The sequence below is a fragment of the Lentzea sp. NPDC054927 genome, assembly GCF_053610285.1.
In genome coordinates this window covers 1-22,103 of the sequence record NZ_JBSGXZ010000035.1, presented here as the reverse complement: position 1 = coordinate 22,103, position 22,103 = coordinate 1, and the positions used below count along the sequence as shown (strand labels likewise).

Sequence of the window (22,103 nt, the reverse complement as noted above, 5' to 3'; positions counted from 1 at the left end):
CCCGGCTGGGGGGCGGGCGGGGGGGGGTCGGGGCTGGCGCGGCCGCCACACCCCCCCCGCCCCCCCCCCGCCACCACAGGCCTAGGCGAGCGAGTCGCGCCAGGCCGTGTGCAAGGCCGCGAAACGGCCCCGCTCACCGATCAGCTCCTCTGGGGAGCCGTCTTCCACCACAATGCCACCATCCAGCACCAGTACGCGGTCTGCGATCAGGACCGTCGACAGGCGGTGGGCGATGATGAACGCCGTCCGGTCGGCCAGCACTGTTTCCAGGGCGGCCTGCACGGCGCGTTCGGTGGGTACGTCCAGTGATGATGTTGCCTCATCCAGGACCAGTACCGCGGGGTCGGCCAGGAAGGCGCGGGCGAAGGCGACCATCTGGCGTTGGCCCGCGGAGAGGCGGCCGCCTCGTTTGCGGACGTCCGTGTCGTAGCCGTCGGGGAGTGCGGCGATGAACTCGTGCGCTCCCAGTTCGGCGGCTGCGGCCTCGATGTCGGAGCGGGATGCTGACGGGCGGCCCAGGGCGATGTTGTCCGCTACTGAGCCGGAGAACAGGAAGTTCTCCTGGGTCACCATCGTCACGGCTCGGCGCAGGTCCGTGTCCGCCACCGAACGCAGGTCCACGCCGTCCAGCAGGACGGTGCCGGCGGACGGGTCGTAGAACCTGCCCACCAGTTTGGCCACGGTGGTCTTGCCGGCACCGGTCGCGCCGACCAGGGCCACGGTCTGGCCCGCCGGCACGTCCAAAGAAAATCGAGGAAGCACCTGCCGGGTAGTGCCGGGGTAGCGGAACTCGACGTCGGTGAAGCGGATGGCACCTCGCGCGTGCGGCAGAGCCACGGGCTTGGTGGGTTCCGGCACCGACGGCTCCTCCTCCAGGATGCCGGAGATCTTCTCCAGCGCGGCCGTGGCGGAGGAGTAGGAGTTCGCGAACATCGCCAGCTCGTCGAACGGGTCGTAGAAGCGGCGCAAGTACAGCATGAACGCCGCCAGCACGCCCAGTTCGAGGGAGCCGCCCGCGACTCGGTAGGCGCCCCAGGCCAGGACGACGGCCAGGGACACGTTGCCGATCACGCGGATCGTGGCGACGAACGTGGCCATCACGCCCAGGGCGTCGGTGTTCGCGTCGCGGAACTGGGCGTTGAAGCCCGTCATGATCTGCTCGTTGCGGGGCTGGCGGCGGAACGCCTGCACCGCGCGGATGCCGTTCATGGACTCGACGAACTGGATGATGATCTTCGCGATGGCTCCACGCGTGCCTCGGTAGGCCTCCATCGAGCGGCGGCGGAACCAGCGCCAGATGAAGTACAGCGGCAGGAAGCCCACGACCACGACGGACGCCAGCGGCGCGTCCATCCAGAGCAGGATGATCGCGATGCCCGCCACCGACAGGGCCGCGTTGAACAGGCTGTCCAGGCCCTCTTCCAGCAGGTCCTGCAACGCGTCGACGTCGCTGGTCAGCCGGGAGATGACCTTGCCGGACGTGTAGGACTCGTGGAACCCGACGGACAACCGCTGCGAGTGCCGGAAGATCCGCCCGCGCAGGTCCAGGACCAGGTCCTGGCCCACGCGGCCGGAGACCCTCAGGAACGCCCAGCGCAGGAACGTCGTCAGCACCGCGCAGACCGCGTACCCGGCCACGCACCACACCAGGATCGACAGGCCGCCGCCCATCGCCGCCGGGATGCCCCGGTCGATCGCGGCGGCGATCAGCAGCGGGCCCGCGAGGTTCGCGAGGTTGCCACCGATCACCGCGGCGACCGCCAGGGACGCGCGGCCGATGTGCGGGCGCAGCAACGAGCCCAGAAGCTTGCGGGACCGAGCCTGCAGACGCAGGCCCGTCGAGTGCGAGATCTCGTCGATCTCCTCCGCGGCGACGCCGCGCCACTCCTCTTCACTCACGACGCCACCTCCTCTTCCACGATCTCGCCGATCTCCTCACTGTCCATGCTGGACAGAAGGCGCCGGTATTCCTCGTTGGTCTCCAACAACTTCCGGTGCGAGCCGATCGCGGCGATCTTGCCGTCGACCAGCATCGCGACGCGGTCGGCGAGCTGGACCGTCGACGACCGGTGTGCCACGACCAACGCCGTGGCGTCGCTCAGCACCCGGCGCAGCGCCCCTTCCACCTCGGCCTCGGTGTGCACGTCCAGCGCCGACAGCGGGTCGTCCAGCACCAGCACGGACGGCCTGCCGACGACCGCGCGGGCCAGCGCCAGCCGTTGCCGCTGACCACCGGACAGCGACAGGCCCTGCTCGCCGATGCGGGTCGCGAGACCCCACGGCAGCGCCTCTACGAACTCCTCGGCCTTGGCCACCCGCAACGCCTCGCGCACCGCTTTCTCGGTCACGTCCGGCACGCCCAGCCCGACGTTCTCGGTCACCGACGCGGAGAACAGCACGGGTTCCTCGAACGCCGTGCCGACCACCCGCCGCAGGTCCTCCAGCGAGAGGTCCCGCACGTCGACGCCGTCGATCGTGATCCGGCCACCGGTGACGTCCGCGAGCCGCGGCACCAGCGCGGTCAGGGTCGTCTTGCCGGAACCGGTCGCGCCGACCAGTGCCACGGTCTCGCCCGGCCGCAGGTCGAGGTCCACGCCCGACAGCACCTCGCGGCCGTCGTCGAACGCGAACCGCACGCCCTCGAACCGGACGTGCCCGCGCAGCGGGGTCGGCAGCGGCGCGGGCGTGGCGGGACTGGTGATCGTCACGGGAGAGTCGATGACCTCCCAGTAGCGTTCCAGCGCCGAGGCGGTCTGGTTCGTCTCCGCCAGCAACCAGCCGATGGAGTCGATCGGCCAGCGCAGGTACGCGCTCACCGCGACGGCCGCGACCAGCGTGCCGACCGTCATCCAGCCGTTCACGATGCCGAGCGCGCCGACGCCGAGCATGCCCGCGATCGACAGCTCCGGCAGCACGATCAGCACCGACCACAGCGCGGCCAGGATCGAGACCTTGTTCAGCTCGGTGGCCCGCAGCTCCCGCGCCTGCGCCAGGAACCGCTTCGACAGCTCCGGCCCACGCCCGAACGCCTTGAGCACCCGGATGCCGAGCACCGACTCCTCGACCGTGGTGGTCAGGTCGCCGGACTGGTCCTGAGCCCGGCGCGCGACGACCTTGAACTTCGACTCGAAGAAGTACGAGATGACCATCAACGGCAGTGCGCCGCACAACGACACGATCACCAGCCACGGTGAGAGCGCCGCGATGATGCCCAGCCCGATCAGCACGACCACGGTGTTCACGATCAGGAAGATGATCGCGAACGCGACGAACCGCCGCACGGTCGTGAGGTCGTTCGTCGCACGGGACAGCAGCTGGCCGGACTGCCACCGGTCGTGGAACGCCACCGGCAGCCGCTGAAGGCGCTGGTACAGGTCGAGCCGCATCTGCGCCTCGACCTCGGCGGCGGGCTTGGCGACGAGCTTGCGCCGGATGTAGAACAGGCCTGCTTCGCTGAGCCCGAGCACCAGCACGCCCAGGATCAGCCACGGCAGGAGCGCGGTCTCCTTGTTCTGGATCGGACCGTCGACGATGCGCTGGGTGAGCAGCGGGATGCCGAGACCGCACAGCATCGCGAGCATCGTCGCCGACATCACGACAGCCATCCGTGCGCGATGCGGCCGCACGTACGGCCACAACCTCCGCAAGGTCCGGATTGTCGAGTTACGTTGATCGCTCACGCGGTGAGCCCCCTCCAGGTCGTCTCCAAACTACGAAGAACGACCGACAGTCAGCATCCGGTTTTTCTCCCCACCGGAGCCTGCTGTCTCGACTTAGGTCGAGGTCAAGGGCACGATGACCACCATGACGCGGTATCTGCGAACCGAGCAGACGATGGCGTTTCCACACGGACGGCTCATCGCTTCACACGAAGGAGCGAACTACGTGCTGGCACCCGACGGCTGGGACCACCTGGCCGGCCCGAGGCCGCGGCACGCGATGTTCGTCTCGCGTGAGGAGGCGGAGGACTGGTGTGAGCGCGAGGGCTGGGACCTGCATCTGCTGGACGACGTGCCCACGAATTCTTGACGGCCTACGACTTCTTGAAGGTGAACAGGCCCACCAGCCCGTAGGCGACCGCCGCGAGCAACGCCTCGGAGTGGTGCCTGTTCGAGAACCACCCGATGACGGGTTCGTGCACCCGGAAGTAGAGCCCGATCCCCAGCAGGATCGGGCCGAGCAGGATGATCGGCCACACCGGCCGCACGCCGAAGATCCACAGGATCGGCCCGGCCAGCACCAGCGACGACACCAGCGCGAGCGGTAACCCGATCAGCACGAGCAGCAGGAACGTCGACATCGACGTGCTGTCGAGCCACGACTTCAGGAAGCCCGACTCGTACGCCCACGTCCACCCGAGCACCAGCCCTGCCCCGACGGCCATCGACAGGACCACCCGGAACAGCAGCCGGCGGCCTGCCCTACCCGTCCTGCCCGCGGTGCTCTGTTCGGTCACGCCGCCCACCGTAACCAGCGGTCACCTTGGCAGCCAAGGCATAGCCACCGGCTCCGGCGAGCGCGACCACAACGATTCCGCTTTCCTCCGGCAGTTGGACCTGCATGAACCTGAGCAGGAACGAACTGAGCAGCAGCAACGCCACCGCAGCCGCCGTCCCCGCGACGGCCGTCGGCCAGGCGGGGGAGAACCGGCCCAGCCGCAGCAACCCCCACCCCACGAGTCCCCAGACGACCACCAGCGCCGGGATCAGGATCAGCACCGCGAACAGCGCGCACCCCAGCCCGCTCTCCCGGCACGGGAGGTTGCCGGCCGGTTCGATCGACGCGAACCACCCGGCCCCGCACACCGCGCCCGTCAACGCCGCCGTGACCGCCCTCATGCGACCGATCATGGCGAGTCGCCGGTGACCTCGCCATGAGGAGAACTACTCGACCGGCCCCTGACTACCGCGCCTGCTCTTCCTCAGGTTGACCATCATGTACACGACCAGGGTGACGACGAGCCCCACGCCGATCACCCAGCCGGCGGCCTGCAGCAGGAACGTCATCGGGTCCGGCCACAGCTCGCACGCCTCGCCCTTCGTAGGGCATTTCGGGAAGGCCAACTCGTACGTCACGTCTTGCTCCTCGTGCTCAGAGCAGCCACGGCGTAGGCGAAGCACGGCACGATCACGGCCGCTGCCAACCGGAACTGACGCCCGTCCTCCTGCAGGAGGTCCAGGTAGAAGTCCTCGACGAGGACAGCCGCGACGATCAGCACGAGCCACAGCCCGCCACCGATCCCGGTGGCCTGCCAGCTGCGTTCCTTGCGCAACCCCGCCCACAACAGCGCACCGGCGACGAACATCCAGAACGCGAAGAGCACCGGCAACGCCATCCCCATCACCACGACGCAGCCCGGTCCGCCGGGAAGCCCGTCACAGCGGGACGGAAGCACGTCCAAGCTCAGCAGGAATCCGGCACCGACCACCGCTCCGACAACGGCCCCCACGACCGTGCGCAACACCATGCGCAAAGAACTATCTGATCAAGCCGCGAACAAGGCCGATCTGCACAAACCCTCTACAAGATCTTCACTGCGAAATCTTCACTGCGAACGCGGAGCCGTGAGAACGGCGATCAACACGTACAGCAAGGCGAACACCACGAAGCCGAGATACGGCCTCCCGAGCAACAACACCATCGCGACCACTGCCATGAGGGTCGCGGGCAGGGCCACCAGCCCCGCCCGCGACACGCTCAGCGAACGTAGTGCGAGCCAACCGAGAACCGCCCCCGCCACCGCGAAGACCGGTACGGCCATCACGAAGGCGCCGAGGCAGCCCCAGTCGTCTTTCGAGCAGACCGCGCCCGAGGCGATGAGCTCGAACATTCCCCACCAGGCAAGCCCGAGGAGTGCACCCACTCCGGCAGCCAGCGCGAGACGGCGTCCCACTGCGCGTCAATCAGCGGTTCGACCGCACGCCCAGTAAAACGTCCTCCCACGATGGAACGATGGGGTGGTTCTTCTTCCCCCGCTTCGGAGGAGGGTCCTTGCGCACCGGCTTCTCCGCCGCGGGCTCCTGCTCCTTCTTCACCGGTGGTGCGGGAGGGGCAGGCGCGGGCTCCGGCTCAGGCAGCTTCTCCTGAACCGGCTTCTCGGCCACCACCGGAGCGGGGGCCGGCGCCGGGGCGGGCGTGGGAGCTGGCGCAGTTGCCTGCACCGGCACGGGTACGGGCTCTTCCGCGACCGGAACGGCCGGAAGCACCGGAGTCGCCTCCAGGGCCTGCCGCGCCAGCTGCGTCACCGGCCGCACCGTGCGCAGAGTCCGGTTCGGGTTCGGGTCCATCAGGTCGACCGCGACGTCGTCCAGCGCCGTGACCGTGCCGCCCTGCGCACCGGGGTGGAACGCCCAGTGCGCGCGGTTCTCCGAGCGCCCGGTCATCCAGTGCAGCTGCACGATCCAGCGGTTGTCGTCACCGCGCCACGCGTCCCACTTGGTGTCGGACAGGTCGTGTCCGCGCAGCCCGAACGAGTGCGCGACGACCTCACCGAGCGTCTGCACGTCCGGGCCGTCCTCACGGACCGGGTGCGCGCGCTGGGCCAGGTCTGCCGTGCGCGAACGCTCCAGCAGCACGGGGTAGGCGAAGCGCTCGATGCGGTGCGTCGGCATGCCGGCGGCAGCCGCGACCTGCTCGATGGACTCACCGGCGCGGATGCGGGCCTGGATCTCGCGCGGCCGCATGAGGGCCTCGCCCGACTCGATCTGCATCTGGCCGAGACGTGCCAGATCACCGCGCAGGGCCGCCCGGAGGCGCTCGTCAGCGGGGAGCGTGAAGCGCTCGCCGCGGTTTTCGGGGTCCTCGAGGATGACGGACTTGCCGTCCTCGTCGAGCCCGATGACTCGCAGCGCTCGCATCGTGGCCTCCCTGAATTTGCACCTCGCCAGCAGACAACGTTAGGACAACGAGCCGTCCATGGGTGGGAGACTCGCCGATATCTCTACGTGATCTTGCCAGTTCACGAGGCCTGTCGCACTCCCGTTTCCGGAAGGTTCACCTGGACCACCAGCCCGCCTCCCCCGTTCGGGCGAGCCTTCGCCGAACCCTGATGGGCCTTCGCGACGGACTGGACGATCGACAGGCCGAGGCCCGATCCGGCGGTCCCGGTGCGGTCGCGGAGCCGGCGGAACGGCTCGAACAATCCGGGTACTGCCTGGGCAGGCACGGTGGGACCGGTGTTGGTGACGATCAGTTCTTGATCAAGCCGGACCGACACGGAGCCGCCCGGCTTGTTGTAGAGCACGGCGTTGCGCAACAGGTTGCCGACGAGCTGGGCAAGTAGGACCGGATCACCGTCCACCAGATACCTGCGCGTCTGAACTGCAAACGTGACTTTTTTCTCCGCCGCCAGCGCCGCGCACGACTCCACTTCGTCGTCGATCACCTCGTCCAGCCACACCAGCTCACGCGTGGCGAGCCCGCGATCACTGCGAGCGAGCAGCAACAGCCCGTCGATGAGCTTTTCGCTGCGCTCGTTCGTGTCGAGCAGATGCGCTCCGAGACGGCGGGTCTCGTCGGTCACGTTCGGGGCTGCCATCGCGACCTCGATCAACGTCCGTTGCACGGCCAACGGCGTGCGCAACTCGTGCGAGGCGTTCGCGACGAACCGCTTCTGGCTGTCGAACGACGACGCGAGCCGGTCGAGCATCCCGTCGAAGGTGTCCGCGAGCTCCTTCAGCTCGTCCGGCGGCCCGTCCAGCTCGATCCGCCGATCCAAGCGTTCGGCCTCCAGCCGGTGTGCGGTCGTGGTGATCGAGTGCAACGGCGCCAGCACCCGTCCGGCCACCACCCAGCCGAGCCAGACGGCGATCACCGCGGCCACCAGCAACGCGATGATCGACTGCCACAGGACCGTGTTCATCGTGCTCGCTTTGATCTGCTCGCCGGTGAACACCGCGGTGTCGGTCGGCAGCTGCCCCGCTTCGACCGCCGTGTACCCGGTGTACGGGTCCATCAGCTCCGCCGGCACCGTCCGGGCCATCGCCACGCCGTCGCTTGGTGTCCACTCGGCGAGCAGCCAGTAGTTGAGCGCGATCAGCGCGATGCCCGCGATCAGGAACACCCCGGCGTACCAGGCCGTCAGCCTGGTCCGCAGCTTCACGAGCCGAACCGGTAGCCGGCGCCGGGCACGGTCTCGATGACCTGCGGCGCCCCCAGCTTGCGGCGCAGCGTCATCACCGCCACCCGCACGGCGTTGGTGAACGGGTCGGCGTGCTCGTCCCAGGCCTTCTCCAGCAGTTCCTCGGGACTCACCACGTTGCCCTCCGCCCGCATCAGCACCTCCAGCACGGCGAACTCCTTCGGTGAGAGCGGCAGGAACGTCCCGTCGCGCGACGCCTGGTGGCGCGGCAGGTCCAGCGTCACGCCCGCCCGCATCAGCACCGGCGGCAAGGCCGGTCGCGCCCGGCGGCCCAGCGCCTGCACCCGTGCCACCAGTTCGGCGAACGCGAACGGCTTGGTCAGGTAGTCGTCGGCGCCGAGCCCGAGCCCGGCGACCCGATCGTCCACTTCGGCCGCCGCCGTCAGCATCAGCACCCGCGCCTCGCCGCCCGTCGCGTGCACGGCCTTGCACACGTCGTCACCGTGCACGAGCGGCAGGTCGCGGTCGAGCACCACGACGTCGTACGCGTGCACCCCCACCCGTTCCAGCGCCGCTTCACCGTCGTAGCAGACGTCCACCGCCATCGAGAACCTCCGCAGCCCCTCGGCGATCGTGTCCGCGAGCAGCTGTTCGTCCTCGACCACCAGCACACGCATGACACCTATCTTCCGCGAACAGCGGATAAGCGCCGGATAAAGGCTTTCGCTTAGCGCCGTCGAATGACGTCCTCCGTAGACCTGTCGCCATGAAATCCACCATCGCGTTGGTGCTGGGTCTGCTCCTGGCGCTCACCGCCTGCGGGTCGAAAGAGCAGCCGGCCGCTCAGAAGGACGAGAAGGGCGACATGGTCAAGTTCGCCCAGTGCATGCGGGAGAACGGTGTCGACATGCCGGACCCGCAGACGAGCGAGGACGGCATGGGCATCACGATCCAGGGCGGAGAGGACGGTGCTCCCCTCGACGAGGAGAAGATGAAGACCGCCCACGAGGCCTGCAAGAAGCACCTGCCCAACGGCGGCGAGTTCAAGCCGCCGTCGCCGGAGGAGCAGGACAAGATGCGCCAGCAGGCGAAGTGCATGCGGGACAAGGGACACGACTGGCCGGACCCGAAGTTCGAGGGCGGCGGCATGGCCGAGGCCAGGCAGATGCCGGACATGGAAGACGACAAGGTCAAGCAGGACATGAAGGACTGCGGCCTCGGTGAGGGCATGATCGCGGCGAGGCCCGTCGGATGAAGCGCCAGGTGAACAGGAAGATCCTCATCGCCGCGCTCGTCGCCGCGGTGGTGCTCGGCACCGGTTCGGTCGTGGTGCTCACGAGAATCGCGTCCAACCAGGCCAACGCCGCACCGCTGCAGAACGACCCGGCGAAGACCACCCCGGTCAAGAAGACGAACCTCGCGGACCAGCAGTCGGTGACCGGCCAGCTCGGCTTCGGCGCGGAACGAGCGCTGGCCAGCCGGAAAAGTGGCACCATCACCGGCCTGCCGAAACAGGGCGATGTCATCGACCAGGGCAAACCGGTGTTCTGGTCGGACGCCAAGCCAGTGCCGCTGTTCTACAGCGCGATGCCGCTCTACCGCGATCTCGAAGCGGGCATGTCGAACGGACCCGACGTCAAGGTGGTGGAGGAGAACCTCGCCGCACTGGGGTTCAAGGACTTCGGCACCCCCGACGAGAAGTTCACCTCGTACACGGCCTCCGCGCTGAAGAAGTGGCAGAAGGCGCTCGGCCTGGAGCAGACCGGGAAACTCGGCTCCGGTGACGTGATCGTCCAGCCCGGCGCGATCCGCGTGTCGGCGCTGACCGGCCAGCTCGGCGCACCCGCCGGCGGCGACCTGATGAAGGTCACCGGCACCGAACGCGCGGTGACCGTCGAACTGGAGCAGGCCAAGCAGCGCCTCGCCAAGCAGGGCGAGAAGGTCGAACTCTCGATCACCGGCGGCAAGCCCACCACCGGCACCATCACCGGCATCAGCCGCACTCCCGGCGACGCGAACCAGGGGCAGAAGCCGAAGATCGTGCTGACGATCGCCGTCGACGATCCCAAGGCCGCGGAAGGACTCGACACCGCCAACGTCACTGCGCTGTTCACGGTGGCCAAGAAGCAGAACGTGCTCGCGGTCCCGATCGGCGCGCTGCTCGCGTTGAACGAGGGCGGCTACGGCCTGGTGACCGACGACGGCAAGACCATCCCGGTCACCGTGGGCATCTTCGCCAAGGGCCAGGTCGAGGTGCAGGGCGACGGCCTGCGCGAAGGCATGAAGGTGGTGACCACGGAGTGATCACCGTCGACCACGCGAGCCGGACGTACCCCGGTGGTGTGCAGGCGTTGCGCGACGTCTCCCTGACCGTCGGGGGCGGGGAGATGCTCGCGATCGTGGGACCGTCGGGCTCGGGGAAGTCGACGCTGCTGCACCTGATGGGCACGCTCGACAAGCCCACGACAGGCACGGTCGAGATCGACGGCAACGACATCTCCACCCTGTCGGACAACGCTTTGTCGGCCCTGCGGGCACGCACGATCGGGTTCGTGTTCCAGCAGTTCTTCCTCACCGACGGACTGTCCGCGATCGAGAACGTGGCCTCCGGACTCGTCTACGCCGGCGTCCCGCGCTCGAAGAGGCGCTCCATGGCGATGTCCGCTTTGGACAGAGTCGGCCTGATCAACCGGGCGCTGCACAAGCCGCACGAGCTGTCCGGTGGTGAACGTCAGCGGGTCGCGATCGCCCGGGCCGTGGTGAACACGCCGGGGATCCTGCTGGCCGACGAGCCGACCGGGAACCTGGACACGCAGAACGGCGCCGGGGTGCTGGAGCTGTTGGAGAGTCTCAACTCCGACGGCACCACGATCGTGCTGATCACGCACGACCGGGACATCGCGGCGTGGGCGCCGCGCCGCGTCGAGGTGCGGGACGGAGTGATCGTGTGATCGACCTGCTGCGTCTTGGGTTCTTCGGCATGCGGACCCGGCCGATCCGCGCCGTCCTCTCCGCACTGGGCATCGCGATCGGCATCGCCGCGGTCGTAGCGGTCGTCGGCATTCCCGCGTCCAGCGCCTCCGCGTTGAAGGAGAAGATGTCCAAGCTGGGCACCAACCTCCTGACCGCCGCGCCCGGCCAGGACTTCTTCGGCCAGGACGCGAAGCTGCCGGAGACCGCGGTGCCGATGGCCAAGCGGATCGGCGCGGTGTCGGCGGCCAGCGCGACCGGGAAGATCTCCGCGAGCGTGCGCAAGAACGACCTCGTGCCGACGAGCGACACGCTCGGGTTGCAGGTGCAGGCGGCGGAGAAGGACCTGCTGAAGGTGCTCAACGCCGAGGTCCGCGAGGGCCGGTGGCTGTCGCCGGGCGAGAAGTCGGTGGTGCTCGGGGGCACCGCTGCCTCGCGCCTGGGGATCGAGAAGCCCGGTGTGCAGCTGTGGATCGACGGTCAGTGGTTCACCGTGGTCGGCATCCTCGGGCCGTTGCCGCTCTCGCCGGAGATCGACAGGTCCGCGCTGGTCGGCTGGGAGGCGGCCAAGGAGGCGTTCGGCTTCGAGGGCAACGCCAACACGGTCTACGTGCGCACGTCCGAGTCTGAGGTCGAGAACGTCCGCAACCTGCTCGGGCCGACGCTGAACCCGCAGAAGTCCAACGAGGTCAAGGTGTCGCGGCCGTCCGAGGCGCTGGAAGCTCAGCAGCTGGCGGAGAGTTCCTACAACGCGCTGTTCCTGGGTTTGGGCGGAGTCGCGTTGTTGGTGGGTGGCGTCGGCGTGGCGAACACGATGGTGATCTCGGTGCTGGAACGCCGGAGGGAGATCGGTCTGCGGCGGGCGCTCGGGGCGACCCGGCGGCAGATCCGGTGGCAGTTCCTCACCGAGTCGGTGTTGTTGTCGGGCCTCGGCGGGCTGGTCGGCGTGATCGTGGGAATCGCGGTCACGGCCGGATATTCGATCAGTCAGCAGTGGCCGGCGGCACTGCCGTGGCCAGCCCTGCTCGGGGGAGTGGGGTCGGCGATCCTCATCGGCGCCATCGCCGGCGTCTATCCCGCGGTGCGGGCGGCACGTCAGTCGCCCACGGAAGCACTCGCCTGAAAAGCCCTGGGGTGCACCGGCAATCGAGTCGGTGCACCCCAGGTTGCTGCTGTGCAAAAACGATCAGAGCTGGCCGACGACCCAGTCGATGGCCTGCGTGAGGATCGTGATGTCGTTCGGCTCCACGGCCGGGAACATTGCGACCCGCAGCTGGTTCTTGCCGAGCTTGCGGTACGGCTCGACGTCGACGATCCCGTTGGCGCGCAGCACCTTCGCCACGACGGCCGCGTCCACCTCGTCGGTGAAGTTGATCGTGCCGACGACCTGCGAACGGTCAGCGGCCTTCTCGACGTACGGCGTGGTGTAGGCCGTCTTCTCGGCCCAGCCGTACAGGCGGTCCGAGGAGTCCTTCGTGCGCGCGACGGACCAGTCGAGGCCACCGTTGCCGTTGATCCAGTCGATCTGGTGCGCCAGCAGGAAGAGCGTGGCGACCGACGGCGTGTTGTACGTCTGGTCCTTGGTGGAGTTGTCGAGCGCGGTCGGCAGCGACAGGAACTCCGGCACCCAGCGGTCCTTGAGCTCCTCGACGCGAGCCAAAGCGGCCGGCGACATCAGCGCGAGCCACAGGCCGCCGTCCGAGGCGAACGACTTCTGCGGCGCGAAGTAGTAGACGTCGAAGTCCTCGGCCTTGACCGGCAGGCCACCGGCACCGGACGTGGCGTCGATCGCGATGAGCGCGTCGCCGGAACCCTCGATGCGGGTGACGGGCATGGCCACACCGGTCGAGGTCTCGTTCTGCGCCCAGCCGACCAGGTCGGCGCCCTCGGCGTAGAAGAGCTCCGGCGCGGTGCCCGGCTCGGCCTTGGTGACCAGCGAGTCCTTCAGGAACGGCGCGGTCTGCGTGACCTTCGCGAACTTGGAGGAGAACTCGCCGTTGGTGAAGTGCTGCGCGGTCTCGCGGACCAGTCCGAACGACGCCGCGTCCCAGAACGCCGTGGTGCCGCCGTTGCCGAGCACGACCTCGTAGCCGTCGGGGAGCTGGAACAGCTCGCGCAGTCCGGAGCGGACGCGGCCGACGAGGTTCTTGACGGGCTTCTGCCGGTGCGACGTGCCGAGCAGCGCCGCACCTTCGGACGCGAGGGCCGCGACGGCCTCGGGGCGCACCTTGGACGGTCCGCAGCCGAAGCGGCCGTCGGACGGCTTGAGCTCGGCGGGAAGCACCAACGAGGTCGGATCGGCGGTCTGGGTCATGGGTCACGCCTCCGGGGCGATTGACGAGCTTCAGGGACCTGACCGGCGCCGTTGCCGGAGTTCACAGTGTTGCAGGAGGGTGGCCGGGAGATGTCAGCCGGGTGTCCTGGGTCACGGAGAACAGGTCCCGAAGAGCGTCACCGCAGCATGCCGCGATCCATCGCCGTCGTGACCGCCGCGGTGCGGTCCGACACTCCCAGCTTGTTGAACACCCTCAGCAGGTGAGTCTTGACGGTCGCCTCCGAGATGAACAGCGTCCGTCCGATCTCGACGTTCGACATACCCTTCGCGACCAGCCGCAACACCTCGGCCTCGCGGGCGGACAGCGGCGGTGTGCGCACCTGCCCGACGACCTTCGCGACCATCGACGGCGCCAGCACGGTCTCGCCCCGCGCCGCCGCCCGGATCGCCGCGATGAGGTCCTCGGTGGTCGAGTCCTTCAGCAGATAGCCGGACGCGCCGGCCTCGACCGCGCGAAGAATGTCCGAATCGGTCTCGTACGTGGTGAGCACCAGCACGCGCGGGCCGGTTCCGACGATCTTCGCGGTCGCGGCTACACCGTCCATTTCGGGCATCCGCAGGTCCATCAGCACGACGTCCGGCTTCAGCAGCGCGGCCTGCGCGATGGCCTCCTGCCCCGACCCCGCGTCACCGACGACTTCGAGATCGTCCGCGACGAGCATGCCCTTCAAGCCCTGACGCACCACCGGATGGTCGTCCACCAGCAGAATCCTGATCACAGCGGTACCTCCACCAGTACGGACGCGCCATCATCGGAAGACAGCGACAGCGTGCCACCCACCTGTTCCAGCCGGGCACGCATGCCCCGCAGACCGAATCCCTCCGGCGCGTCGCCGAACCCGCGCCCGTCGTCGCGCACCTCCAGCGACACGCTGTCTTCGTCGAATCTCATCACCACGTCGACCCGCGACGCCCCGGAGTGCCGTGCCACGTTGTGCAGCGCCTCCTGAACGGTCCGCAGCAGCACCACCTCGGCCGAGGTCTGCAGTCCGACCGGGTCGCCGATCACCCGGAACGTCGACGGCAGCGCAGCCCCGGAAACCAGCCGCCGCAACGCGTCCTCCAGCGTCGAACCGTCCAAAGGCGACGGTGCGTTGGACGCCACCAGAGCCCTGGCCTCGCGGAGGTTCTCCCGTGCGGTCTGCAGCGCCAGCTCGACGTTCGGCTGCGCGCCCTGCAGCAGCGTGATGATCGACGTGAAGCCCTGCGCCAGCGTGTCGTGGATGTCCGCCGACCACCGCGCCCGTTCGGCCTCGATGGTCAGCGCCTCGATGCGTTCCAGCAGCTCACCGCGCTGCTGGTTCTGCGTCGCGATCCGGCTGACCGCCCACCCGAACGCCTGGGAGAAGCAGATGATCAGCAGCGCGGCCGGCCACGGCAGCGCGGGCACGGCACCCGCGACCCACGTGAGGATCTGCGGGGTGAACACGAACAACACCATCGGGAAGAACGCCCACGCGATCGGCAGCACCATGTAGATCTGCGGGACCAGGCCGAACAGGGCGAAGGTGGCGTTGCCGCTGAACCAGACCGCCGGGGCGAACGTGGCGAGCGAGCCCGCCGCGTAGACGAACCCGTGCCAGTCGTCGTCTCCGCGGACGACCAGCCTCCTGCCGAAGAACAGGAACCACACGCCGTTCAAGCACAACAACCCCGCCGCCGTCAGGCGGTCGGCGAGGGTGTTGTTGTCGATCAGGACGAGCACGAGCGTGGTTGCCTGGGTGACCGCGAAGAGCACGTACCAGGTGATCAGCTGGCGGTGTTGCTCCAGCGGAACGTCCGCGCCACCAGCACCAGGCCGCCGATCGTCCACGCTCCCAGCACCAGCGCGATCTTGCCGAGCTCCCATGATCCCGCCGCCTCCATGACCGCGTAGCCGTCGTTCAGTGCGAACACCGAGCGGAAACCCTGGCACACCCACTTGAGCGGGAAGAGCGAACCCGTTACGCGCAGGGACTCCGGCAGCACCGCCTGGCTGATGAAAACACCCGAGAGGAACTGCAACACGATGTAGGGCAGGTTCAGCACGCCCGCCGCGTTCCTGGTGGACTTCGCGATCGAGCTGAGCGCGACGCCGATCAGCGAGCACGAGATGACGCCGAGCACGAACACCCAGCCGAACGTGAACCACTTCCCTGCGGTCGACGGCAGTTCTACGTCGAACCGCAGCATCGCGACGATCATCAGCAGCACGGCCTCGAACAGGCTCGACACGAAGACCAGGATGATCTTGCCGATGAAGTAGGACGTGAACGGCATCGGCGTGCCGCGCAGGCGCTTGAGCGTGCCGTCCTCTCGGTCCGCCACCACGCTCATGCCGAGTCCGACGAACGACGTCGAGATGATGCCGGCACCGATCATGCTGGCCGCGAACATCTGGCCCTGTGCGACCTCGTGCACGTAGACGGTGCCGAGCAGCAGCATCAGGATCGCGGGCAGCGACACCGTGAAGATGAGGTTTTCCTTCTGCCGGAAGAACTCCCGCAGCTCGGTCGCACCCCTCGAGAGACCGAGCGACAGGGTTCCGGGCAGAGCAGCCGTCTTGGTGGTGGCCGCGGTGGTCATTTGATCAGCTCCAGGTAGACGTCTTCCAGCGACGGGCGGGTGACGGTGAGTTCGGCGAGCTCGCCGTTGCGGGACAGCTCGGCGATGGCCTTGGTGGGCTCGGAGGTCTTGATCTCCGTGTAGCCGCGGTCGGACATCCAGCGCACGGTCGCGTCGGCGTGCGCACGGCCGCCGAGCGTCTGCGGCGTGCCCTCGGCGACGATCCGGCCGCCGGCGAGCACGGCGACGCGGTCGGCGAGCGCCTCGGCCTCGTCCAGGTAGTGCGTGGTCAGCAGGATCGTGGTGCCCTCGGCGGCCAGCGACTTGATCAGGCCCCAGAACTGGCGGCGGGCCTCCGGGTCGAAACCGGTGGTCGGCTCGTCCAGGAACACGAGCTCGGGGCGGCCGATGATGCCGAGCGCCACGTCGAGCCGGCGCCGCTGACCACCGGACAACGTGCCGCCGCGGGACTTGGCCTTCGCGGTGAGCCCGACGAGCTCGATGACCTCGTCCGGGTCACGCGGGTCGCCGTAGTACCTGGCGTAGTGCTGGACGGCCTCGCGGACCGTCAACGTCGCGGCGTCCGTCGCGCTCTGCAGCACGATGCCGAGCTTCGAGCGCCATTCCCTGGTGTCCTTGGCCGGGTCGACGCCCAGCACGCTGACCTCACCTGCGTCGCGGTCGCGGTGCCCCTCCAGGATCTCGACGCTGGTGGTCTTGCCGGCGCCGTTCGGGCCGAGGACCGCGAACACCTCGCCTCGTGCGACGTCGAGGTCCACCCCTGCCACCGCCTGGTGGCCCTTGTAGGCCTTCTGGAGGCCCCTCACTCGGATCGCGTTCATGGGGTAAATCCTGCGTTGACGAGGGGGTTCGGCGGGACGACCGCACCGCTGACTCCGGTTGTCAACCGGTCGGTGGACACGCGACCGTGTTTCGGCCGTGTTTCCACTCCTCGATATGGCGGTTTCGCGTGTTAGAACGGCTGCGTGCATCTCACGCCGCATGAACGCGACAAGCTCCTCGTGCACGTCGCCGCCGACGTGGCCCGCCGCCGGTTGGAACGCGGCGTGCTCCTCAACTACCCAGAGGCCGTCGCGTTGATCACCGACCACGTGCTGGAGGGCGCGCGGGACGGCCGCACGGTCAGCGAGCTGATGGAGAGCGGCCGCACGGTGCTCGCGCCGGAGCAGGTCATGCGCGGGGTGCCGGAGATGATCGACTCGGTGCAGGCGGAGGCGACGTTCCCGGACGGCACCAAGCTCGTCACGGTGCACCACCCGATCGCGCCTTCCGCCGGTCCGGCGCCGGGCGAGGTGATCGTCGGGTCGGAACCGGTCGAGCTCAACCCCGGCCGGCCGCGCGTGACGATGACCGTGGTCAACGCCGCTGACCGGCCTGTTCAGGTCGGATCGCACTTCCACTTCGCGTCGGTAAACACGGGCCTGGAGTTCGACCGGGAGGCGGCCTTCGGGTACCGCCTGGACATCCCCGCGGGCACCGCGACGCGGTTCGAACCGGGTGTCGAGCGCGAGGTCACGCTGGTTCCGTTGGCAGGTTTGAGGATCGTCCGGGGGTTGCAGCGATGATCGACCGCGAGCGTTATGCCGAACTGCTCGGGCCGACCGTCGGCGACCGGATCCGGCTCGCCGACACCGACCTGTTCATCGAGGTCACCGAGGACCGTTCACGCGGTGCCGGCTCGGGCGACGAGGTGATCTTCGGCGGCGGCAAGGTGATCCGCGAGTCGATGGGCCAAGGCGTCGCGACCCGTGCCGAGGGTGCCCCCGACCTGGTCATCACCGGTGCGGTGATCCTCGACCACTGGGGTGTCGTCAAGGCAGACGTCGGCGTGCGGGACGGCCGGATCGTCGCGATCGGCAAGGCGGGCAACCCGGACACGATGGACGGCGTCCATCCCGACCTGGTGATCGGTCCGTCGACGGAGATCCTGTCCGGCAACGGGAAGATCCTGACCGCGGGCGGCATCGACTGCCACGTGCACTTCATCTGCCCGCAGATCGTGGACGAGGCGCTGGCGTCCGGGCTGACGACGTTGATCGGTGGCGGTACCGGTCCGGCGGAGGGCACGAAGGCCACCACGGTCACGCCCGGCGCCTGGTACCTCGACCGGATGCTGACGTCGATGGACCACATGCCGGTCAACGTCCTGTTGCTGGGCAAGGGGAACACGGTGTCGCTCGAGGGGTTGCGCGAGCAGCTCGTGGGTGGCGCCGGCGGGTTCAAACTGCACGAGGACTGGGGCACCACACCCGCCGCGATCGACGCGTGCCTGCGGGTGGCGGACGAGTCCGGCGTGCAGGTCGCGATCCACACGGACACGTTGAACGAGGCCGGGTTCCTGGAGTCCACAGTGGACGCCATCGCCGGCCGGTCGATCAACGCCTACCACTCGGAGGGCGCCGGCGGCGGGCACGCACCGGACATCATCCGGGTGGTCTCGCTGCCGAACGTGCTGCCGTCGTCGACGAACCCGACGCGCCCGCACACCGTCAACACGCTCGAAGAACACCTCGACATGCTGATGGTGTGCCACCACCTCAACCCGTCGGTGCCGGAGGACCTCGCGTTCGCGGAGTCGCGCATCCGGCCGACCACGATCGCGGCCGAGGACCTGCTGCACGACCTGGGCGCGATCTCGATGATCTCGTCCGACTCACAGGCGATGGGGCGGGTCGGCGAGGTGATCATCCGGACCTGGCAGACCGCGCACGTGATGTCGTCGCGCCGGTCGATGGACTCGAACCTGCGGGCTCAGCGGTACGTCGCGAAGTACACGATCAACCCCGCGGTGGCGCACGGCATCGCGTCCGAGGTCGGGTCGGTCGAGGTCGGCAAGCTCGCCGATCTGGTGTTGTGGGAGCCGAAGTTCTTCGGCGTGCGACCGTCGGTGGTGCTTAAGGGCGGGTTCATCGCGTGGGGTCAGATGGGTGACGCCAACGCGTCGATCCCGACGCCGCAGCCGGTGTGGGCGCGGCCGATGTTCGGCGCCACGGCCGGGGCTGCTTCTTCGGTGTTCTTCGTTGCGCCCGAGGCGATCGAGGCCGGGATCGGGGATCGGTACGCGCGGCGGGTGCTGCCGGTGTCGTCGACGCGTTCGGTCACCAAGGCGGACATGGTGCTGAACGACGCGATGCCGGACGTGCGGGTGGATCCGGACAGCTTCGCCGTGCACGTGGACGGGTCGCTGGTGGAACCGTCACCGGTGGCCGAGCTGCCGATGGCCCAGCGGTACTTCCTGTTCTGATGCTGACCGCGCTGATCCTGGCCGACTCCCGGTTCCCCGGTGGCGGACACGTGCACTCCGGTGGCCTGGAAGAGGCTGCCGCGCGCGGGTTGGTCGTCGACGAGCCGTCGCTGGAGTCGTTCCTGCACGGTCGTTTGCTCACGGCCGGGCTGCTGGCGGCCGGGTTCGCGGCCGCGGCGGCTCGTGGTGAGGATCTGGACGTGCTGGACGCGGAGCTGGACGCGCGGACGCCGTCGCCGGCTCAGCGCGAGGCTTCGCGGGCGCAGGGGCGGGGCATGTTGCGGGCGGCTCGGCGGGCCTGGCCTTCTGCGCGACTGGCCGCGTTGCCTGCTGTTCCGCACCAGCCGCTGGTGATCGGGGTGCTGGTCGGTGAGCCGTTCGAGGCTGCGCTGACCTGTGCTTACCTGGCCGTCAGCGGACCGGCGTCGGCTGCCGTGAGGTTGCTGGGACTCGACCCGTTCGGGGTCAATGCGATCGTGGCGGCGCTTCCGGTGGAGGACGTCGCTGCGCGGGCGTGCAAGGAACTGCCCGCGCTCGGTTCACCTGCCTTGGATCTTCTGGCCGAGGCACATGTTCGACGTGAAGGGGTGCGTCTCTTTGGGAGCTAACCACGGGCCCGACCCGCATGATCACCACCACGGTGTCGCGCCGCGGATCGGCATCGGAGGGCCGGTCGGCAGTGGCAAGACCGCGCTGACGGCCGCGTTGTGCCGCGCTTTGGGGTCGCAGCTGGAGCTGGCGGTCGTCACCAACGACATCTACACGACCGAGGACGCGGACTTCCTGCGTCGCGCGGGCGTGCTGGACCCGTCGCGGATCGAGGCGGTGCAGACGGGGTGTTGCCCGCACACCGCGATCCGCGACGACATCACCGCGAACCTGGATGCGGTGGAGAGGCTGGAGCACCGGTTCTCCGGGCTCGACCTGGTGATCATCGAGAGCGGCGGGGACAACCTGACGGCGGTGTTCTCGCGCGGGCTCGTGGATCGGCAGATCTTCGTGGTCGACGTGGCCGGCGGGGACAAGGTGCCGCGCAAGGGCGGTCCCGGCGTCACGACGGCGGACCTGCTGGTGATCAACAAGATCGACCTGGCGCCGTACGTGGGCGCGGACATGGACGTGATGATCTCGGACGCGCACCGGATGCGCGGCGAGCTGCCCGTCATCGCCCAGTCGCTGGTGGAGACGCCGGACGCGCCCGAGGTCGCGAAGTGGGTGCTGGCCCAGCTGTGAGGGCTCCTCGATGAAAGCCGCAGCGCGGTTGGTGGTGGAGCTGGACTCACACGGCAACAGCGTCGTGCGGGTCCTGCGGTCTCAGGCGCCGTTGACGCTCGTGCCTGCCCGGCGGGTGGGGCCCGTGGCGTTGGTGCACCTGGTCAGTTCGGTGACGTCTCCGCTCGGTGGGGATTCGTTGGAGCTGACGGTCGAGGTCGGGCCTGGTGCGTCCCTTGATCTGCGTGGCGTGGCGGCGACGTTGATGCTGCCGGGTCCGACCGGGTTGTCCTCCTCGTCGATGGTGCGGTTTTCGGTGGAGGGCTCTGTTCGGTACCTGCCGGAGCCGACGGTGGTGACCGGCCGGGCATGCCACACCGCCGTGGTGGAGGCCGAATTGGACGGTCACGCAGAGTTGCATTTGCGTGAGGTTCTGGTGCTTGGTCGCGTGGGCGAGAAGGCCGGCGCGCTGTCCTCGACGGTGCGGGCAACTCGTTGCGGCAGGCCGTTGTTGCACCAGCAGCTGGCCGTGGGAGACGCGTCGGTCGACTCGTCTTCTGCGGGGCTCGCCGGCAAGCGGGTCGTCGGAACGTCGCTGATGCTGGACGCGGTCGCGCGCGGGACGGGTGGCGGTGAGTGGTGGAGCGTCGTTCCGTTGGCAGCGGGCGGAAGCGTTGTCACCGCCCTGGGTGATGACGTGGTCACCGTCACACGTGTGCTCGATGGCATCTGATTCGATCACGGACTCGATCCAGAACTGTTCTTTGCACGGACAGTCACCGTTCAGGTGGTGGCCATCACCACGCAGGCGGTTTCGGGATCCGTTCGCCGTGCGTATGGTCGCGGGTCCAGGGACCACGAGTTCTGCCGCCGCTTGGAGGTTCGCCGATGACGGAGACCACGAACATCGCACTACCGGCGATGCGCGTGTCGTACGAGCAGGGCTCGCTCAGCGAGTCGGAGCTTGCCGCCACCTGGCACGAACAGCTCCAGCTGTGGCTGGACGAGGCCACGAACGCCGGGCTGCCGGAGCCCAACGCGATGGTGCTCGCGACGACGGACACGAAGGGCCGGCCTTCGTCGCGGACCGTGCTGCTCAAGGGGCTTGATGCGCGTGGGGTGGTGTTCTTCACCAACTACACGTCGAACAAGTCTCATGACCTGATGGCCACTCGGTTTGCGTCTTCGACGTTCCCGTGGTTTGCGATGCAGCGTCAGGCGCACGTGCGTGGGGTCGTGGAGAAGGTCGGGCCTGTTGAGACCGCTGAGTACTGGAACTCGCGGCCTCGGGGGTCGCAGATCGGGGCCTGGGCTTCGCCGCAGTCGCGGGTGGTGACTGGGCGGTCCACATTGGATTCGGCGCTGCACAAGATCGAGCGGCAGTTCGCGGACACGGAGAAGATTCCGGTGCCGCCGCATTGGGGTGGGTGGCGGATTCGGCCGGAAGAGGTTGAGTTCTGGCAGGGGAGGCGGGATCGGATGCATGACCGGTTGCGGTTCCGGCTGGGGCGGGATGGGTGGAACTTGGAGCGGGTCGCTCCGTAGGGTTCGAGGCTTTGCGGATGGGGCGTTTCCTGTGGGCGGGAGGCGCCCCTTTTGCTTGTGGTCACCTTGCGGGTGGCGAGTTCCTGTTGCGTGCGTTTCCTGGGGGCTCCGCCCCCAGACCCCCGCCAATCTGATCTGGGGGTCCTCCGCCG

At 68.6% G+C, this 22,103-nt stretch carries 26 protein-coding genes; 11 read left to right on the top strand and 15 right to left on the bottom strand.

All coding sequences use genetic code 11. The features are described 5' to 3' along the window. Positions 1–81: 81 nt before the first annotated feature. Both ACWGE0_RS33565 and ACWGE0_RS33560 read right to left on the bottom strand, forming a co-directional pair. On the bottom strand, positions 82–1,899 hold the full coding sequence (locus ACWGE0_RS33565; protein WP_452264918.1) for an ABC transporter ATP-binding protein: 1,818 nt from the start codon (positions 1,897–1,899) through the stop codon (positions 82–84). Then, positions 1,896–3,647, bottom strand: coding sequence for an ABC transporter ATP-binding protein (locus tag ACWGE0_RS33560; protein ID WP_452264917.1), 1,752 nt, complete (start codon positions 3,645–3,647; stop codon positions 1,896–1,898). Before ACWGE0_RS33560 ends, ACWGE0_RS33565 begins: the two co-directional genes overlap by 4 nt. A 157-nt stretch (positions 3,648–3,804) precedes the next feature. Between ACWGE0_RS33560 and ACWGE0_RS33555 the strand changes: the two genes are divergently transcribed. Next, on the top strand, positions 3,805–4,029 hold the full coding sequence (locus ACWGE0_RS33555; RefSeq protein WP_452264916.1) for a hypothetical protein: 225 nt from the start codon (positions 3,805–3,807) through the stop codon (positions 4,027–4,029). 4 nt (positions 4,030–4,033) lie between these two features. Here the strand turns inward: ACWGE0_RS33555 and ACWGE0_RS33550 are convergent, their stop codons facing one another. From ACWGE0_RS33550 to ACWGE0_RS33515, 8 genes are all read right to left on the bottom strand, one after another. After that, a complete protein-coding gene (locus tag ACWGE0_RS33550; RefSeq protein ID WP_452264915.1) occupies positions 4,034–4,456 on the bottom strand; it encodes a hypothetical protein in 423 nt (140 codons plus the stop codon). Beyond that, positions 4,422–4,838, bottom strand: coding sequence for a hypothetical protein (locus ACWGE0_RS33545; RefSeq protein WP_452264914.1), 417 nt, complete (start codon positions 4,836–4,838; stop codon positions 4,422–4,424). The genes ACWGE0_RS33550 and ACWGE0_RS33545 overlap by 35 nt, the downstream gene beginning before the upstream one ends. Before the next feature lie 45 nt (positions 4,839–4,883). Continuing rightward, complete coding sequence (locus ACWGE0_RS33540; protein ID WP_452264913.1) at positions 4,884–5,075, bottom strand: hypothetical protein; 192 nt, start codon at positions 5,073–5,075, stop codon at positions 4,884–4,886. Further along, positions 5,072–5,467, bottom strand: a complete 396-nt coding sequence (locus tag ACWGE0_RS33535; RefSeq protein ID WP_452264912.1) for a hypothetical protein — start codon at positions 5,465–5,467, stop codon at positions 5,072–5,074. Before ACWGE0_RS33535 ends, ACWGE0_RS33540 begins: the two co-directional genes overlap by 4 nt. 78 nt (positions 5,468–5,545) lie before the next feature. After that, positions 5,546–5,830: a hypothetical protein gene (locus tag ACWGE0_RS33530; protein ID WP_452264911.1), complete on the bottom strand. Its 285-nt coding sequence runs from the start codon at positions 5,828–5,830 to the stop codon at positions 5,546–5,548. 73 nt (positions 5,831–5,903) lie between these two features. Continuing rightward, complete coding sequence (gene sepH, locus ACWGE0_RS33525) at positions 5,904–6,857, bottom strand: septation protein SepH (protein ID WP_452264910.1); 954 nt, start codon at positions 6,855–6,857, stop codon at positions 5,904–5,906. Positions 6,858–6,958: 101 nt separating this feature from the next. Further along, positions 6,959–8,101, bottom strand: coding sequence for a sensor histidine kinase (locus tag ACWGE0_RS33520; RefSeq protein WP_452264909.1), 1,143 nt, complete (start codon positions 8,099–8,101; stop codon positions 6,959–6,961). Further along, positions 8,098–8,757 carry a response regulator transcription factor gene (locus ACWGE0_RS33515; RefSeq protein WP_452264908.1) on the bottom strand — a complete coding sequence of 220 codons (660 nt, stop codon included), beginning with the start codon at positions 8,755–8,757 and terminating at the stop codon, positions 8,098–8,100. The genes ACWGE0_RS33520 and ACWGE0_RS33515 overlap by 4 nt, the downstream gene beginning before the upstream one ends. Positions 8,758–8,846: 89 nt before the next feature. Between ACWGE0_RS33515 and ACWGE0_RS33510 the strand changes: the two genes are divergently transcribed. From ACWGE0_RS33510 to ACWGE0_RS33495, 4 genes are read left to right on the top strand one after another with little or no spacing between them, the layout of a single operon-like run. After that, positions 8,847–9,335 carry a hypothetical protein gene (locus tag ACWGE0_RS33510; RefSeq protein ID WP_452264907.1) on the top strand — a complete coding sequence of 163 codons (489 nt, stop codon included), beginning with the start codon at positions 8,847–8,849 and terminating at the stop codon, positions 9,333–9,335. 8 nt (positions 9,336–9,343) lie between these two features. Further along, positions 9,344–10,384 (top strand): peptidoglycan-binding protein, encoded by a 1,041-nt coding sequence (locus ACWGE0_RS33505; protein WP_452264906.1) that lies wholly within the window; start codon positions 9,344–9,346, stop codon positions 10,382–10,384. Then, complete coding sequence (locus tag ACWGE0_RS33500) at positions 10,381–11,031, top strand: ABC transporter ATP-binding protein (RefSeq protein WP_319971803.1); 651 nt, start codon at positions 10,381–10,383, stop codon at positions 11,029–11,031. The genes ACWGE0_RS33505 and ACWGE0_RS33500 overlap by 4 nt, the downstream gene beginning before the upstream one ends. Before the next feature lie 29 nt (positions 11,032–11,060). Continuing rightward, positions 11,061–12,173: an ABC transporter permease gene (locus tag ACWGE0_RS33495; protein WP_452264990.1), complete on the top strand. Its 1,113-nt coding sequence runs from the start codon at positions 11,061–11,063 to the stop codon at positions 12,171–12,173. Positions 12,174–12,236: 63 nt separating this feature from the next. Here the strand turns inward: ACWGE0_RS33495 and serC are convergent, their stop codons facing one another. From serC to ACWGE0_RS33470, 5 genes are all read right to left on the bottom strand, one after another. Then, positions 12,237–13,364: a phosphoserine transaminase gene (gene serC / locus ACWGE0_RS33490; RefSeq protein ID WP_452264905.1), complete on the bottom strand. Its 1,128-nt coding sequence runs from the start codon at positions 13,362–13,364 to the stop codon at positions 12,237–12,239. 137 nt (positions 13,365–13,501) lie between these two features. After that, positions 13,502–14,104 (bottom strand): response regulator transcription factor, encoded by a 603-nt coding sequence (locus ACWGE0_RS33485; RefSeq protein ID WP_452264904.1) that lies wholly within the window; start codon positions 14,102–14,104, stop codon positions 13,502–13,504. Further along, positions 14,101–15,198, bottom strand: coding sequence for a sensor histidine kinase (locus ACWGE0_RS33480; protein WP_452264903.1), 1,098 nt, complete (start codon positions 15,196–15,198; stop codon positions 14,101–14,103). The genes ACWGE0_RS33485 and ACWGE0_RS33480 overlap by 4 nt, the downstream gene beginning before the upstream one ends. Continuing rightward, positions 15,135–15,950 carry an ABC transporter permease gene (locus ACWGE0_RS33475; RefSeq protein WP_452264902.1) on the bottom strand — a complete coding sequence of 272 codons (816 nt, stop codon included), beginning with the start codon at positions 15,948–15,950 and terminating at the stop codon, positions 15,135–15,137. Before ACWGE0_RS33475 ends, ACWGE0_RS33480 begins: the two co-directional genes overlap by 64 nt. After that, positions 15,947–16,771 carry an ABC transporter ATP-binding protein gene (locus ACWGE0_RS33470; RefSeq protein ID WP_452264901.1) on the bottom strand — a complete coding sequence of 275 codons (825 nt, stop codon included), beginning with the start codon at positions 16,769–16,771 and terminating at the stop codon, positions 15,947–15,949. Before ACWGE0_RS33470 ends, ACWGE0_RS33475 begins: the two co-directional genes overlap by 4 nt. A gap of 144 nt (positions 16,772–16,915) precedes the next feature. Here ACWGE0_RS33470 and ACWGE0_RS33465 point away from each other — a divergent pair, with 144 nt between their 5' ends. From ACWGE0_RS33465 to pdxH, 6 genes are all read left to right on the top strand, one after another. Beyond that, positions 16,916–17,515, top strand: a complete 600-nt coding sequence (locus ACWGE0_RS33465; protein ID WP_319971797.1) for an urease subunit gamma — start codon at positions 16,916–16,918, stop codon at positions 17,513–17,515. Next, positions 17,512–19,194: an urease subunit alpha gene (locus tag ACWGE0_RS33460; protein ID WP_452264900.1), complete on the top strand. Its 1,683-nt coding sequence runs from the start codon at positions 17,512–17,514 to the stop codon at positions 19,192–19,194. Before ACWGE0_RS33465 ends, ACWGE0_RS33460 begins: the two co-directional genes overlap by 4 nt. After that, positions 19,191–19,802 carry an urease accessory protein UreF gene (locus ACWGE0_RS33455; RefSeq protein WP_319971818.1) on the top strand — a complete coding sequence of 204 codons (612 nt, stop codon included), beginning with the start codon at positions 19,191–19,193 and terminating at the stop codon, positions 19,800–19,802. Before ACWGE0_RS33460 ends, ACWGE0_RS33455 begins: the two co-directional genes overlap by 4 nt. After that, positions 19,792–20,427 (top strand): urease accessory protein UreG, encoded by a 636-nt coding sequence (ureG, locus tag ACWGE0_RS33450; protein WP_319971795.1) that lies wholly within the window; start codon positions 19,792–19,794, stop codon positions 20,425–20,427. The genes ACWGE0_RS33455 and ureG overlap by 11 nt, the downstream gene beginning before the upstream one ends. 10 nt (positions 20,428–20,437) lie before the next feature. Further along, positions 20,438–21,139 carry an urease accessory protein UreD gene (locus tag ACWGE0_RS33445; RefSeq protein WP_452264899.1) on the top strand — a complete coding sequence of 234 codons (702 nt, stop codon included), beginning with the start codon at positions 20,438–20,440 and terminating at the stop codon, positions 21,137–21,139. Positions 21,140–21,294: 155 nt separating this feature from the next. Next, complete coding sequence (gene pdxH / locus ACWGE0_RS33440) at positions 21,295–21,951, top strand: pyridoxamine 5'-phosphate oxidase (protein ID WP_452264898.1); 657 nt, start codon at positions 21,295–21,297, stop codon at positions 21,949–21,951. The last annotated feature ends 152 nt before the right edge of the window (positions 21,952–22,103 follow it).

Bases quoted from the DNA above. Each gene is read 5' to 3' on its own strand.
- ACWGE0_RS33470 (WP_452264901.1), bottom strand. From the start codon at position 16,771: ATGAACGCGATCCGAGTGAGGGGCCTCCAGAAGGCCTACAAGGGCCAC.
- ACWGE0_RS33535 (WP_452264912.1), bottom strand. From the start codon at position 5,467: ATGGTGTTGCGCACGGTCGTGGGGGCCGTTGTCGGAGCGGTGGTCGGT.
- ACWGE0_RS33510 (WP_452264907.1), top strand. From the start codon at position 8,847: ATGAAATCCACCATCGCGTTGGTGCTGGGTCTGCTCCTGGCGCTCACC.
- sepH (WP_452264910.1), bottom strand. From the start codon at position 6,857: ATGCGAGCGCTGCGAGTCATCGGGCTCGACGAGGACGGCAAGTCCGTC.
- ACWGE0_RS33530 (WP_452264911.1), bottom strand. From the start codon at position 5,830: ATGTTCGAGCTCATCGCCTCGGGCGCGGTCTGCTCGAAAGACGACTGG.
- ACWGE0_RS33460 (WP_452264900.1), top strand. From the start codon at position 17,512: ATGATCGACCGCGAGCGTTATGCCGAACTGCTCGGGCCGACCGTCGGC.
- serC (WP_452264905.1), bottom strand. From the start codon at position 13,364: ATGACCCAGACCGCCGATCCGACCTCGTTGGTGCTTCCCGCCGAGCTC.
- pdxH (WP_452264898.1), top strand. From the start codon at position 21,295: ATGACGGAGACCACGAACATCGCACTACCGGCGATGCGCGTGTCGTAC.
- ACWGE0_RS33495 (WP_452264990.1), top strand. From the start codon at position 11,061: ATGCGGACCCGGCCGATCCGCGCCGTCCTCTCCGCACTGGGCATCGCG.
- ACWGE0_RS33515 (WP_452264908.1), bottom strand. From the start codon at position 8,757: ATGCGTGTGCTGGTGGTCGAGGACGAACAGCTGCTCGCGGACACGATC.
- ACWGE0_RS33545 (WP_452264914.1), bottom strand. From the start codon at position 4,838: ATGAGGGCGGTCACGGCGGCGTTGACGGGCGCGGTGTGCGGGGCCGGG.
- ACWGE0_RS33555 (WP_452264916.1), top strand. From the start codon at position 3,805: ATGACGCGGTATCTGCGAACCGAGCAGACGATGGCGTTTCCACACGGA.
- ACWGE0_RS33475 (WP_452264902.1), bottom strand. From the start codon at position 15,950: ATGACCACCGCGGCCACCACCAAGACGGCTGCTCTGCCCGGAACCCTG.
- ACWGE0_RS33445 (WP_452264899.1), top strand. From the start codon at position 20,438: ATGAAAGCCGCAGCGCGGTTGGTGGTGGAGCTGGACTCACACGGCAAC.